Origin of the sequence: Paenibacillus bouchesdurhonensis, from assembly GCF_900155685.1 — a bacterium.
GTDB lineage: Bacteria > Bacillota > Bacilli > Paenibacillales > Paenibacillaceae > Fontibacillus > Fontibacillus bouchesdurhonensis.
This window is the reverse complement of sequence record NZ_LT732548.1, coordinates 2,305,584-2,318,913: the sequence shown is the minus strand read 5'-3', so window position 1 is coordinate 2,318,913 and position 13,330 is coordinate 2,305,584. Positions and strand designations below refer to the sequence as shown.

Sequence of the window (13,330 nt, the reverse complement as noted above, 5' to 3'; positions counted from 1 at the left end):
TCCGCATCCAGTTCTGCGTATTTTTCCCGCCTCCCGAGTATACCGGCTGCAGGCTCCCGCTGCGCAGCGTGCCGCGATCGGGAAATTCCGACTCCGACACAGTCAATTGGCTGCGCCTCAAGTCCCATTTGCCCGTCAGGACTATTTCCCGCCCTGCCGTTAACTGATCCTTCAAGTAGTGGCGGTTAAACCAAGTCGCGGTGAACATCCAGTCCTCGGCGACCATTTTACATGTCAGTCTCGACTTGCGGCCATAGCGCTGCAATACGGGCACACTCATTATTTTAGCTTGAACGGTGATTCGATCCCCGTCCTTCACCTCGGCCAAAGAGCGCAGTCGGTAATCCTCGTATCGAAACGGATAATACTCCATTAAATCATTTACCGTAAAGATGCCAAAGGCGTGAAGCTCTCCCTCTTTGAGAGCGCTCACGCCGTTAACTTGCTTCACCGGAATTTCATTCAAATCCAAATTCATTTAAATCCCTCGCTTCAAGCCGGCCACACGAAAATAGCTACGACTCCAGGGCCGGTATGTGAACCTACGACTGCACCAATGTCCGTACGAACCACTTCATGCAGTGTAAAGTGCTGAGACAGCAAAGCCACAAAATCCTGCGCAAGCTCCGGATTCACACCGTCACAAACCGCAACATTTAAATCCTTGTGATTGCCGAAATCGTTCACGAACAGTTCGATGACCCGCGATACCGCCTTCTTGCGGCCTCTCGCTTTGTCTACTGCGTAGATAATGCCCTCCTGATCAACGGAAAGAATCGGCTTAATGTTAAGCAGCGTTCCTAGAATAGCCGCCGCCTTGCCAATCCGTCCGCCCTTCTGCAAGTACTCCAGCGTATCGACCAGGAAATACAGTCTACGGCTGCGGCCAAGCCGTTCTACTTCAGATTTAATCTCTTCAACGGAAGCTCCCTTCCGAGCCAGCCTTGCGGCTTCAACCACTTGAAGGCCAAAGCCGTAAGAAGCGCAAAGGGAGTCGATAACGGTAATGTCCAGCTCCTTGCCGGCTTCTTCCTCCAGCATCGTCTTCGCCAGCAGAGCCGACTGGTACGTTCCGCTCATGCCGGAAGAAATATGAATCGATACGACCGGCGAGCCTGGATTGGCTTCCAGCAAATTACGGTAGACCTCGGCATACTGGGACGGAGAGGTCTGGGAGCTCTTCGGCAGTTCACGAGACTTCGTCAGTTTATCATAGAACTCCTCCGCAGTGATGTCGATCCCTTCCAGAAAAGATTCCTCGCCGAACGCGAGACGCATCGGTACGATTTGAATGCCGTATTCCTCTGCCGTAGATTTTGGCACATCGGCCGTACTATCTGCAACGATGACAACCTGGCTCATGAGTCCCCCATCCTTTCACTCTGCTGTCATCCCTAGGCAAGGCCTAAGACTCTACAGAGAATAAATAATAATATATCGGCTGGCCGCCGTTGTGGGTTTCCACTTCAACGTCCGGATAAGTCTCATGGATCCAGGCAACTAGCGCATTCGTCATCTCAGGCGCGGCTTCCTCCCCGACAAGAATCGTCACGATCTCATCGCCGCCCTCCAGCATTCTAGAGAGCAGACCCTGACTCGTCTCCAGCAGCCCTTCTTCCGTTGCTACGATTTTAGATTCGGCAATACCGATGTAATGTCCAGCTGTAATCTCCAGATCATCAAATACTGTATCGCGGATCGCATAAGTGACCTGCCCTGTCTTCACATGCTCCACGGCGTTCATCATGCTATCGTTGTTCGATTCAGCGCTCTCTTCCTCCTGGAACGCAAATGCAGCGGCGATTCCCTGCGGGATGCTCTTGCTTGGAATGACCGTAACCTCACGCTCGCCCTCCAGAAGATCACGCGCTTGCTGAGCGGCAAGTACAATATTCGAATTATTCGGCAGAATAAACACATGCTGGGCCGAAATCGAATGGATCGCCTTCACGAAATCCTCTGTGCTCGGGTTCATCGTTTGGCCGCCGGCCAAAACGATATCGACGCCTAGGCTCGTAAAAATATCGGAGATGCCTTGTCCCGACGCTACGGCGATAAAACCATAAGGTGCCAGCTCATCCGCAGGCATCTCGGCACGTTCAGCCTGGCGCAGGCTCTCCGCTGGTATATCGGCGAACAATTCGGGCATCGGAGCTGCATCCATTCCCGCTGAAAGCAGGTCGCGATGCTGTTCACGCATATTCAAAATTTGAATTTGCGTAATCTCGCCATAATGCAGAGCCAAATCCAGCACCTCGCCCGGCGCTTTGGAATGTACATGTACCTTAATCACTTCATCATCAGCAATGACGATAATAGAATCTCCATTTCTTGACAGCGCTTCCCGGAACTGATCTTCGTTAAATGGCGTATCTTTAACCCCACCAAGCGTACGATTGATGAAGAATTCCATGTCGTACAAGAACTCGATATCCTCCGTCTCCAATCTAGCCTGTGCGGAAATCGGAGCATTCGGTGTTATTCGAGCTACCGGAGAAACGGATGGAGTAGCGGATACAGCTTGTCCCTCTTCAGGTACTGCCGTTGGTATGATTCCGTTTGTCAGTATTTGCAAAAATCCTTCATAAATATATACTAGTCCTTGTCCACCGGAATCCACGACACCGACCTGCTTTAGAACAGGCAATAGTTCAGGAGTATGAGCGAGTGCCTCTTTGGCCTTGACTAGAACCTCCGTCATCAGCTCTGTCATATCCGTTGTCCGCCGGGCATAGAATACGGCATGCTTTGCCGCCTCCTTGGCTACGGTAAGGATCGTGCCTTCCACTGGCTTCACGACAGCTTTATAGGCAGTGTCCACTCCGCTCTGCAATGCAGCGGCAAAATGGATCGTATTCAGTTCCTCATAAGAAGCTGCATAGCGGGCAAAGCCGCGAAATAACTGAGACAGGATAACGCCCGAGTTACCGCGCGCGCCCATCAGCAGCCCCTTGGACAACACGCCCGCTCGGCTTCCCACGCCTCCAGTGCCATTGTTCTTCAACTCCGTCACGCCTGCAGTCATCGTCAAATTCATGTTCGTTCCGGTGTCTCCATCGGGAACCGGAAACACGTTCAGAGAGTTGACATGCTCGGCATGCTGGTGAAGCCTCTCCGCCCCGGCCAGTACCATGGCGGTAAAATCTGTTCCATTCAGAGAACGCTTACTCAATGAAAATTCCCCTTCCTAGCTTGATACACGTACGCCTTGAACCGAGATGTTGACATACGCAACTTCAAGTCCAACGACTTCGGTTAATACATATTTCACTTTTTGTTGTATGTTGTGTGCGACCTCGGAAATTTTCGTGCCATAGCTTACTATAATATAAAGATGAATCGACAATTGATTATTCTCCAGGTTCACTTCCACACCACGGGCTAGGTTCTCTCGCCCAATCAATTCGGCGAAGCCGTCCTTGAATTGTTTGCGACTTGCCATGCCCACCAATCCATAACATTCCATCGCGGCCGATCCGGCGATTACCGCTATTGCTTCATCGGAAATGTGGATTGTTCCATACTTCGTATTTAATTCAATAGCCACGTCCGCATCTGCTCCTTCCCTAAAATTATTATGGACTAATCAACATTGTACTATAAGAAGAAAGAGAAATAAATAAAAGAAGAGCAATGAAGCTAGAAATAAAGTTAAGTCACTGGTTGACGCCGCTTTTTTCACTGTGATATTATAGATAAGTGTTGTTTTTAAGAGGTTGTTATTAGGAGGTGTAATGAATGTCTCGCAAATGTTATGTGACAGGCAAGAGCCCAAGCACGGGAAACAATGTATCCCACGCAAACAATCACAATAAGCGTACTTGGGGCGTGAACGTACAAAAAGTCCGTATTCTTGTAGACGGTAAACCGAAACGCGTATACGTTAGCACCCGGGCTTTGAAATCCGGTAAAGTAACCCGCGCGTAAGGGTTGTAATAAGTATATAAACAAAAAGCACCTTGTCATTCGAGGTGCTTTTTTTATGGATTATAGAATTAATAAGTCCTCAGCGCAGCTGGTCATTCTATAATCGCAAGAAAAACTGCCGCTAAACGCGGCCTGGCTCCTTCCCCCTAATTTTTCTGAAACGTGTTCAATACCGCTTTGACGAATCCACCCAAAAATTTAGGCAGCTTGAATGTATAAAATTTCATCCTTCACCCTCCCCATCATTCTCATGCCTTCACCTATAGTCTATGTTCCAAGTCTGCTTCCCGTGTATTGAGGACACAAAAAAAAGGCTACATGAGAACCCTGCTCATGTAACCCATTGTATGCGAAACAGCCCATCCCTATACCAACCTAAGAAGATGATTCGCTAGAAACACTTCACTTTACGCTATCACGGATTTCCGCTATCGCGGCAGCCCGATCCTCTCGGCCGAATACGGCACTCCCGGCTCCAAGCACGTCTGCCCCCGCCTCGACAACAAGCGGAGCGGTAGCGGCGGTAATTCCTCCGTCGACTTCAATATGCAGCCCCGTCAATCCCAGCTCTTCTCTCCACTCGGCGATTTGTGATATTTTACGAAGCGTCCCCGGTATAAATGCTTGTCCCCCGAACCCTGGATTCACCGTCATCACGAGAACAAGATCGAGATCCTCGATAACTTCGCGAACTGCCAGTGCCGGCGTAGCCGGATTAATCGCGACGCCCGCTTTAACCCCCAAGCTCTTAATTTGCTGGATGACGCTGTGCAAATGTACGCAGGCTTCCGCGTGAACCGTAATCAAGTTCGCTCCAGCCTTAGCGAATGCCGCGATATACCGCTCCGGGTGCTCGATCATCAAGTGTACGTCCAGCAGCAGCTTCGTATGAGGAGCTACAGCTTCCAGCACGAGCGGCCCGAACGTTATATTGGGTACAAAATGTCCGTCCATTACGTCGACATGAAGCCAGTCAGCGCCGCTTCGCTCTACATCAGCGACTTCTTGAGCCAATTTCCCAAAATCAGCAGACAAAATAGACGGTGCTATGTTGATTTTCGTCATGAAGTTAGTACCTCCGTTTTTTATCTTTCATTTCCTCATAGAATTGCATGTAATGCTTGTAGCGGCTGTCGATAATATCGCCTGCCTCTACCGCTTCTCTGACCCGGCATCCCGGTTCGTGCAAATGGCTGCAGCCCCTGAATTTACATCGCTCCGCATAATCGTCGAACTCAATAAAACATGATGAGAGCTCTTCCACGCCCAGCTCCAGGAAATCCAGCTGGCTGAAACCGGGAGTATCCGCGACGTACCCCCCATTTTCAAGCTCGATTAACTCAACATGGCGTGTAGTGTGGCGGCCGCGGCCCAGCTTCAAGCTGATTTCACTCGTCTCTAGAGATAATCCCGGAAGCATCGCATTTAGCAAGGATGATTTGCCTACCCCGGATTGCCCAGCAAACACGCTGATTTTTCCAGCCAGCCGCTCCTTCACCTCATCCGTTCCAGTTCCGGTCAAGGAACTCGTTACGATAACCTCATAGCCTACCTTCTCATACAGCTCGCCCACTTGAGTCGTTAAATCGCGATCCTTTTCGTTTGCATCCTCATCCAGCAAATCTTCCTTCGTCAGACAAATAAGCGGACGAAGTCCTGCATGCTCGATATGTACAAGAAACTTGTCAAGCAGCTGCAGGTTCAAATCCGGCTCCTTCACCGAGAAGAGCAGTACCGCATGACTAGCATTAGCAATCGGCGGACGGATTAGCTCTGTGTCTCGAGGCAATATCTCATCCACCGTGCCTTCCCCATTCTCGGTCGGTGTATATAGAACCCGGTCGCCTACAAGGGGAGTAATCCCTTTCTTCTTGAAAATGCCGCGGCCCCGGCATTGGAGAATATTCTCCTCTGCCGAGGCTTGGGGCTTCACATAGTAATATCCGCTTAATGCCTTAACAATTAAACCTTCAGGCATACTGCCGGCCTCACTTTCATTGTCTTTCTATCTAAGCCTAGTTATTGCTGTTTCGTCCCTTATTTCCTTTGCCCTTTCCATTTCCTTTGCCGCTATTGTTTTTATTGTCCTTAACGGCCTGGGCCACGGCTCCTTGGTCGACCCGCCCCGTCTCCGGGTTCTCTATCTCTTCCTCTTCCCAATCATTATAAGAATTTTCGTCGTATTGGCTGCCCGGTAGCTGAGGAACCGGAACCGTTCCCTGCTTGGCGTCGATATACGAGACCAGATAGGTATCGAACAGCTCGCCATCCCGGATAACAGAGACTGCACCATTTTTATTAGGTGCCAAGACCAAGTCTACGGAGAATGTCTGGGTCGTATTGATCGTTTTCGTACCCCATTCTTTATTATCGCCGCGAGCATCTCCGTAAACGATCCGAATTTTGCTGTTCTTGCCCTCTTCAACAGGGGCCGCCGGCACTTCAAACGTATACTTAATAGCCTCTGGCGGATAGCCGGAGCTTACCGTCAGCACCATTTCGGTTCCCGGCGTAGCCAGACTGTTCGGCGCAAACGGCCATTGGTTGATGACTTCGCCCGCTTCGCTTTCAAAGCTTGGCTCCGTTTTGATGCCGTCCTTGGCTAGCTTCAGGCCAAGCTCCTTGATTTTAGCTTCCGCTTCCTCCTGTTTCAATCCTATTAGAGTCGGCATACTGAATTCCTTGGGACCCTTGCCAACTTTAAGCACGATGCTTACGGATGCCGGATCATATTCCGTGCCTGCATCTGGGCTTTGCCCGATTACCTTGCCAACCTCTTCCTCGTTACTGAATTCTTCTGCCTGAGTGATCCGATCCTTATCCACTCCGGCCTGGACGAGCTGAGCTTCCGCTTCCTGGTAAGTCATGCCGCTGAATGACCGCATTTTCTCAAGCGGCTTGGCTGTACTTACCGTCAAATCTATAATTGCCCCTTCTTTGACTACCGCACCTTCCGGCCTGCTTTGTTCATAAACGATTCCTTCATCGAAGCCTTCTTTGTACAACTGTTTTACGTCCCCGACCTCCAAGCCTTGTTCCTGCAGCGTTTTGGCGGCATCCGCTTCATTCATATTTATAACGCTCGGAACCGTGACGTCAGGTACAGTGAAGGTTTTGTTTACATACCATACGACTCCCGCCATCGCTAGAAGCAGGAATACGGTCAGACTTACCCAAAGTACAGGCTTAGACCAGAAGCTCGTGCCCTTCCTCCCCTCATCCCTGTCTTCGTCTGCTTGCGAATCTCTGGTTAGCTTGGAGCCGCTTCTTGCGTTCGAGATCATTTGAGGCTTAATCGCCGGCACGACCCGAGTATTGTCCTCATCATCATGGTCTGTGAACAAAAGCTTGGACTCTGTCCGGCGTTCAGGCAGCAGACATGTCTCCAAATCCAGCAGCATTTCCTGGGCGGATTGATAGCGTTCCCCCGGATTTTTGCGCATTGATTTTAGAATAATATTCTCAACGCTCTGCGGGATCATGGGATTGACCGAACGGGGCTCCTCAAAATGCTCCTGCAGATGCTTCAATGCAACGCTGATCGGACTTTCTCCGAGAAACGGAAGGCGTCCCGTCAGCATTTGGTACAGCACGATACCCAGCGAGTATAAATCTGATTTCTCCCCTGTAGCTACTCCTTTCGCATGCTCCGGCGAAAAATAATGCACCGAGCCTACGACGGAGCCGGTCTGCGTAATCGTAGTAGAGGTGACCGCACGGGCAATGCCAAAATCGGTTACTTTTACCCGGCCATTCCGGCCGATTAATATGTTATGAGGTTTAATATCACGATGAATGATCTGATTATGATGGGCATGATCCAGCGCATCAGCGATTTGCGACGCAATGCGAATGGCCTCGTCAACCTGCAGTGGTGCACGCTCCTTGATGATTTCATTCAGATTCTGGCCTTCCACATATTCCATGACAATATAATGAATATCATCTTCCTGTCCTACATCATAGACGCTTACTACGTTGGGATGCGATAAAGACGCAGCAGACTGCGCTTCCCGCCGAAATCGGCGTATAAATTCCTCGTCGTTCACAAATTGTTGGCGCAGCACCTTAATCGCTACATTGCGATTGAGAAGAATGTCATGCGCTCTATAGACCAGCGCCATTCCCCCGCCGCCAATTCGCTCGATAATTTGATAACGACCGCCCAATTCGTGTCCGATCATGAATTCCACTCCTTTATGCTTGACCCAGCTTCTTCTTGATGTTCAAGCAGGGCGACGGTAATATTATCGTCGCCTCCTGCGTTCAAGGCAAGCTGAAGCAGGCGGTTAGCCCGATCCTCTAAGGAGAGATCGTTCAATCCCAGCGTAAGGGTCATTTGTTCCGTTGATACATAGTTACTGAGTCCGTCGCTGCAGAGCAGCAAAATATCCCCGGCTTCAAGAATGATATGGTCCAAATCGACCGCCACTTTTGAATCCGTCCCTAGCGCTCTTGTCAGCACGTTGCGCCGCGGATGCACGCTGGCTTCCTCTTCGCTGATCTGCTTGTTCTTGACAAGCTCATTAACTAGCGAATGATCTTCCGTCAGCAAGACTAGATCGTTCTGCCGGTACTGATACGCCCGGCTGTCGCCAATATGTCCGACGACTCCTTCCTGACCGCTAAGAAGCACAGCGACGACGGTCGTCCCCATGTTGTGGTATTCATCATGCTCCGATGCTTTGCGGAAAATAACTTCATTGGCATGTAAAATCGCATTTTTCAACGCTTCGCCGCATGCCTGTACAGATAGGCCCGGGGCCAGTGTATCGATATCCTGAGTTATCGTCTCCACCGCCAATTGACTGGCCATATCCCCAGCCTGGTGACCGCCCATGCCATCGGCGACGATACCTAACGTATAGCCTTGTTCTAAGCAGGATACCCTAGCGCTATCCTCATTTACAGGGCGAACACGCCCGACATCACTTACATACACCATTCTCATTACACCAGATCACCTCGCACCAGACTCCATATGCTTCGCTCGCAGCTGACCGCAGGCCGCCGCGATATCGTGCCCTTGCTCACGGCGGATCGTGACGTTAATCCCCTGATCCGCCAATATACGCTGAAACTGAAAAATATCATTTCTTGAAGTTCTCACATATTTGCGCTCCGGCACATGGTTGACGGGAATCAAATTCACATGACAAAGCATGTCCTTAATTACGTTAGCTAGCTCCTCGGCATGTTCCGGCTGATCGTTAACGCCGCCGATCAACGCGTATTCGAACGTAATTCTGCGCCCAGTCTTGGCAAGGTAGTAACGCAGTGACTCCATCACATCGTCAAAAGGAAAACGGCGGTTCACCGGCATCAATTTGGATCGAAGCGCGTCATTAGGCGCGTGAATGGAAATAGCCAAATTGATTTGCGTATCTTCGTCCGCAAACTTATAAATGTTCGGAACGATTCCGCTCGTCGATACCGTAATATGTCTTTGGCCGATATTCAGGCCCTTCTCGTGAATCATGATTCGCAAAAAGTTCATCGTGGCGTCGTAATTTTCGAACGGCTCCCCGGTTCCCATAATGACGATACTGCTCACGCGCTCACCGCGAGGGTCAAGGATTTTCTGAGCCTGCACAACCTGAGCAACGATTTCTCCCGCTGTTAAATTTCGCTTTAATCCGCCGAGCGTAGAAGCGCAGAACGTACAGCCGACCTTGCAGCCAACCTGTGTCGTTACGCAGATGCTGTTGCCGTAGTTATGCTTCATGATCACCGTCTCGATCGCATGGTCATCATGGAGCCCGAACAAGAATTTGACTGTTCCGTCCTTCGATTCGAACTTTGTAATTTCATTCAAAGTAACGAAGGCAAACTGGTCGTCCAGCTTCTGGCGGAGCGACTTAGACAGGTTCGTCATTTCATCGAAAGAGTTTACGCGCTTTGCGTAGAGCCAATCAAAGATTTGCCCTCCACGAAAAGCTGGCTCTCCTTGCTCGACAGCCCAATCGCGCAGTTGTTCATAAGTGTAGTCGTATATAAAAGGTTTCATTTTCACACACCTGTCCTATAGTATATCGTATGCAGTTGCCCACTCATTCTTCCTATTTTAGCACAAATCATTTTTACACTAAAGTATGGCAAGTTTCAAGTCTTAATGCTAGTTTCCATATGGAGGAAAAAGAAGCCGGGCATTTACCGGCGAGAGCCGGCTCTAGAACCGACTAAGACTATTTAACTATCTATTAATGCGTTACCATCGGACGGAAATCATCGCGGCTGGAGAGGTCGGCATGGTACAACACAACATCCCCGTCCTGCAGCCGGTAAGTGACGCCAAAAGGATTCTGCACACTGCGGGCAAAGCCTTCCATCTGGTACCATTGGTTCATATGCGGCGCATGAATGTACTGTAAATGCGGCTCGTTCACTTTGCCTTCCTGTACCGTTTCCAGGTTAAAATTAACCACGATATATCCCTGCTTCAAAAAGATCGGGGATTTGTCGGTCAGCCCCCGGTGGGTACGCCCATACTCTGCGACATTCGTCCCAGATTTCACTGCATACAAATTTGCGGGCAGACTGTACTCGCCGTACCATTTCTGAACGGCGGCATTAGCCCGGCTCGAATCAACACCTGCAGGGATGTTTGTCTTCGGCCCGATCAGAGTGCGCACGTCTCCCGGCAAACGCAGCAGACTTAAGCTGCCGATCATGGTCTTGCGCTTCGCTGCTATATTGACATAATGGTTCACGAATTGCGGGCGCCCAACGGTTGCGATCTGATCAAAAGTGTATTCATGGTCGTATTTATACAGCGCCGTATCTGTCAGCTCCTCTACCGGCACATTGCGCAAACGCTCGTTCAAGATGACATACCGGGCCGCCTCGTCGCTGGGCGAGCCTACTTTCACATAGCTTTTTCCGCTCTTATGATAGTACAGATCCACAGGCGTTCGCGACCCATCTTCAGCGCTGAGAAAATAAAAGCTCGGCGTAATTTTGATTTCATCCTGCCGCGAGAACATATTGCCTTTCGTCTTTAAATCGAACTTGAAATGATACCCTGTCTTGATCGCTGCGTTTTTATATAAGGGATGACTTCCCGGGCGGATCGGCAGGGTGTACTCTAGCGTAATTCCCCGGGCTGCCCCATCAATGCCGCTCCGTCCCACCCAGTAGGCGGTTCCTGTCGGAATGCTGCTCCCCTTGGCCGTGCGAAACACCGTCTCCCAAGAGTAATCGGCAATATCCGTAATCCGGAAATCATAGACTCGTCCAATGACGTCTATAGCCACGGTATCATAAGCGATGTGATGAGTTAAATCGAGGTTGGCATTGCTTTGGCGACTAGCCCCGAAAGGAGCATTGTGGGCAATCGTTCGAAACTCCACCTCATAGAATCCTTCATCAATCCATACCGGGAGGTAGAAAGGAAAGGTCTCCTGGGATTTCTCCACCTCAATCCATGTGTTTTTCGGATAAAATTGACTCTTGGAGCCGTTATAAACATCAAACGGGAACCTCACCTGCTTACTGCCGATGTATTTCAAGTAATTGCGCTTGCCATAGCCCGCATAACTGGCATGCTGCCCCGAGTTCGGGAGCTCAATCGTAAACTGGCGATCCAGAATCACAGCAGAACGCCCTGCTGCAGGGTTGGTTTTCTGGTTATGGGCCCGATCATCTGATACGCCCGGATAAATAACTACAGGGGTATGTACGGTAACTGAGTTGATGCCATAGATCGGATAGCTCTTCTCTCCAGCACCGCTAGCCACATAATATATTGTTCCGGTGCTAGGCTGATTCGCTTGATTCACCTTTGTCATAGGGATAATGTGCCCCGGACTGTATAGGGTATTATCCCCTGTCATAGGAGACATTGGGATCGCTGATGGAGTTGGGCCGCTTCCTATCGTTTCTGCGCCGCTCATAAGGGTCAGGTTATTGAACGTGAAGGTATCATTGCGTACCCGGACGCTCACCGCCGAACGAGCGGCTGCTTCGGGATCTCCATTGTGGCTAACGCTGATGTTCGGAATAGGAGAAGGTTCATAGTGGTTCGTCTGTGCAGTGGCGTAATAAGGAGCATTATACCCGCTGGGTGGTATCTTGATGCCGTTAGCTGCAAAAGCATAGTTTTGCAAGGCGGCTTCTTTAAGGCTATAAACCTCAACTTGAGAAATCGTCCAGAAGGAATAGTCCTTATCCACCTGGACTTGCACGATGGAGGGATCGCCAGCTTCTTCATCCGGAGGCGGTGGAGGCGGCATAACGGTAACGTCTACGGTAAATGTGCACTTGCCCGTCATTTCTTGATAACCATACTTATGTAAATAGTTCTTCGTCCACACATTGCCGTATAAACTTTCAGTTGTCGGAATGCCGTCGAGGACATGAAATCGCTCACTCCCCCGAGAATCCGCCTGGATAACTGCACTAACATTCGGGTTGAAGTCTTCTCCGGTCATGATTCTGCCAGGTGATGGAGCTGTGCAAGCTACCCCTGAACCAGTTCCTCCCCCTGGTGGCGGCTCTCCCTCGTAATATAGATTTAAGTAATATACCGGGTAGCCTCCACTATATGTAAAAGCCATGGGATTCCCAACTAGAATATCCCCGGAATTAGGTACTGCTGGCAACGGCCCGCTTGTTCCTTTCGTATAATACTCATATTTATAGGTTGGGGTATTCGGTGAAGGAAAAAAAGTATAGTGTTGATTTAATTCAATCTTTTCCTCCCGATCTCGAAACCCATCTACACCGTCTAAAGGTTGTCCTGCTGTTGTGTAGTGCTTAATTACAGCCTTGCCTTCGGTGGGCTCTAATTCGATTGTAAACAGGGTTGGGAAAAAGTAACGCCAACCTTCAACACCAGGGGCAAAGGTCTGGCCATTTTCTTGTTCTTCTTCAAGTTTTCTATTTACTTGTTCCACTGCATCTAGTACGCCATTAACTACATAAACATCTATCTTACCAGTATTTGTACCTTTTCCATCAACCCGTGAATTACTATAACTATATAGTGATTTTGAAGTAGCATCTTGATAATATAGTTTATCATTTTCAGCTAACTCCCCAGTGCGGGATGTATTAAATGTTATATCGGCATATGTCCAGTCGAAGTCATACACAGATACCGTTATATCTTTTAGCTTACGTGCAGCAGGAAAAGTAAACTCATATGTGCCACCATCTACCCGTGAGACGATATCTCCTGGCCTATAACCATCCCCTGTCCAAGAACCGGCTGAATTCTTCCAAACATCGTAATAAACCATGCCGACAAAGTAGTATATATTGGGTTTTTCTGGATCTTCGTAAAGTCGTGTATTATTAATTGTTACAGCTCCAACTTGACCAGGATAAGAAACAAGAACCAGTAATATAGTCAAAAAAACAATAGATAGTTTTTCTTTCAGGTTGTTGAATTTTTCGGTCATCT

11 protein-coding genes and 1 pseudogene are annotated in these 13,330 nt (G+C 49.4%); 1 reads left to right on the top strand and 11 read right to left on the bottom strand.

Annotated features, from left to right (window positions below):
- The 4 genes and pseudogenes from CZ379_RS14640 to CZ379_RS14625 all read right to left on the bottom strand — a co-directional run.
- Positions 1-478: pseudogene (locus CZ379_RS14640) on the bottom strand (ATP-dependent DNA helicase RecG); the annotation flags it as partial.
- A 14-nt stretch (positions 479-492) separates the two neighbouring features.
- Positions 493-1,362: a DegV family protein gene (locus tag CZ379_RS14635; RefSeq protein ID WP_110932287.1), complete on the bottom strand. Its 870-nt coding sequence runs from the start codon at positions 1,360-1,362 to the stop codon at positions 493-495.
- A gap of 43 nt (positions 1,363-1,405) precedes the next feature.
- Complete coding sequence (locus CZ379_RS14630) at positions 1,406-3,172, bottom strand: DAK2 domain-containing protein (RefSeq protein WP_110932286.1); 1,767 nt, start codon at positions 3,170-3,172, stop codon at positions 1,406-1,408.
- Positions 3,173-3,187: 15 nt separating this feature from the next.
- The gene (locus CZ379_RS14625; RefSeq protein WP_110932285.1) at positions 3,188-3,547 is read right to left on the bottom strand and encodes an Asp23/Gls24 family envelope stress response protein; all 360 of its coding nucleotides are present in this window, start codon (positions 3,545-3,547) and stop codon (positions 3,188-3,190) included.
- Between the two features lie 191 nt (positions 3,548-3,738).
- Here CZ379_RS14625 and rpmB point away from each other — a divergent pair, with 191 nt between their 5' ends.
- Entirely contained in the window at positions 3,739-3,927 is a 189-nt protein-coding gene (gene rpmB, locus CZ379_RS14620; protein WP_110932284.1) for a 50S ribosomal protein L28, read from the top strand.
- Between the two features lie 146 nt (positions 3,928-4,073).
- Here rpmB and spoVM read toward each other — a convergent pair whose 3' ends face one another.
- The 7 genes from spoVM to CZ379_RS14585 form a co-directional block, all read right to left on the bottom strand.
- Positions 4,074-4,154, bottom strand: a complete 81-nt coding sequence (gene spoVM / locus CZ379_RS14615) for a stage V sporulation protein SpoVM (RefSeq protein WP_055107596.1) — start codon at positions 4,152-4,154, stop codon at positions 4,074-4,076.
- Between the two features lie 175 nt (positions 4,155-4,329).
- On the bottom strand, positions 4,330-4,992 hold the full coding sequence (gene rpe, locus CZ379_RS14610; RefSeq protein ID WP_110932283.1) for a ribulose-phosphate 3-epimerase: 663 nt from the start codon (positions 4,990-4,992) through the stop codon (positions 4,330-4,332).
- 4 nt (positions 4,993-4,996) lie between these two features.
- Entirely contained in the window at positions 4,997-5,905 is a 909-nt protein-coding gene (gene rsgA, locus CZ379_RS14605; protein WP_110932282.1) for a ribosome small subunit-dependent GTPase A, read from the bottom strand.
- 37 nt (positions 5,906-5,942) lie between these two features.
- On the bottom strand, positions 5,943-8,111 hold the full coding sequence (pknB, locus tag CZ379_RS14600) for a Stk1 family PASTA domain-containing Ser/Thr kinase (protein ID WP_110932281.1): 2,169 nt from the start codon (positions 8,109-8,111) through the stop codon (positions 5,943-5,945).
- On the bottom strand, positions 8,108-8,878 hold the full coding sequence (locus CZ379_RS14595) for a Stp1/IreP family PP2C-type Ser/Thr phosphatase (protein WP_110932280.1): 771 nt from the start codon (positions 8,876-8,878) through the stop codon (positions 8,108-8,110). Before CZ379_RS14595 ends, pknB begins: the two co-directional genes overlap by 4 nt.
- A gap of 9 nt (positions 8,879-8,887) precedes the next feature.
- Positions 8,888-9,934: a dual-specificity RNA methyltransferase RlmN gene (gene rlmN, locus CZ379_RS14590; RefSeq protein ID WP_110932279.1), complete on the bottom strand. Its 1,047-nt coding sequence runs from the start codon at positions 9,932-9,934 to the stop codon at positions 8,888-8,890.
- A 193-nt stretch (positions 9,935-10,127) separates the two neighbouring features.
- Entirely contained in the window at positions 10,128-13,328 is a 3,201-nt protein-coding gene (locus CZ379_RS14585) for a DUF5704 domain-containing protein (protein ID WP_199925618.1), read from the bottom strand.
- Positions 13,329-13,330 lie beyond the last annotated feature (2 nt).

What these genes read in the sequence shown, in the direction of transcription:
- CZ379_RS14635 (WP_110932287.1), bottom strand. Translation starts at nt 1,362, where the DNA reads ATGAGCCAGGTTGTCATCGTTGCAGATAGTACGGCCGATGTGCCAAAA.
- rpmB (WP_110932284.1), top strand. Translation starts at nt 3,739, where the DNA reads ATGTCTCGCAAATGTTATGTGACAGGCAAGAGCCCAAGCACGGGAAAC.
- spoVM (WP_055107596.1), bottom strand. Translation starts at nt 4,154, where the DNA reads ATGAAATTTTATACATTCAAGCTGCCTAAATTTTTGGGTGGATTCGTC.
- rpe (WP_110932283.1), bottom strand. Translation starts at nt 4,992, where the DNA reads ATGACGAAAATCAACATAGCACCGTCTATTTTGTCTGCTGATTTTGGG.
- rsgA (WP_110932282.1), bottom strand. Translation starts at nt 5,905, where the DNA reads ATGCCTGAAGGTTTAATTGTTAAGGCATTAAGCGGATATTACTATGTG.
- pknB (WP_110932281.1), bottom strand. Translation starts at nt 8,111, where the DNA reads ATGATCGGACACGAATTGGGCGGTCGTTATCAAATTATCGAGCGAATT.
- CZ379_RS14595 (WP_110932280.1), bottom strand. Translation starts at nt 8,878, where the DNA reads ATGAGAATGGTGTATGTAAGTGATGTCGGGCGTGTTCGCCCTGTAAAT.
- rlmN (WP_110932279.1), bottom strand. Translation starts at nt 9,934, where the DNA reads ATGAAACCTTTTATATACGACTACACTTATGAACAACTGCGCGATTGG.
- CZ379_RS14585 (WP_199925618.1), bottom strand. Translation starts at nt 13,328, where the DNA reads ATGACCGAAAAATTCAACAACCTGAAAGAAAAACTATCTATTGTTTTT.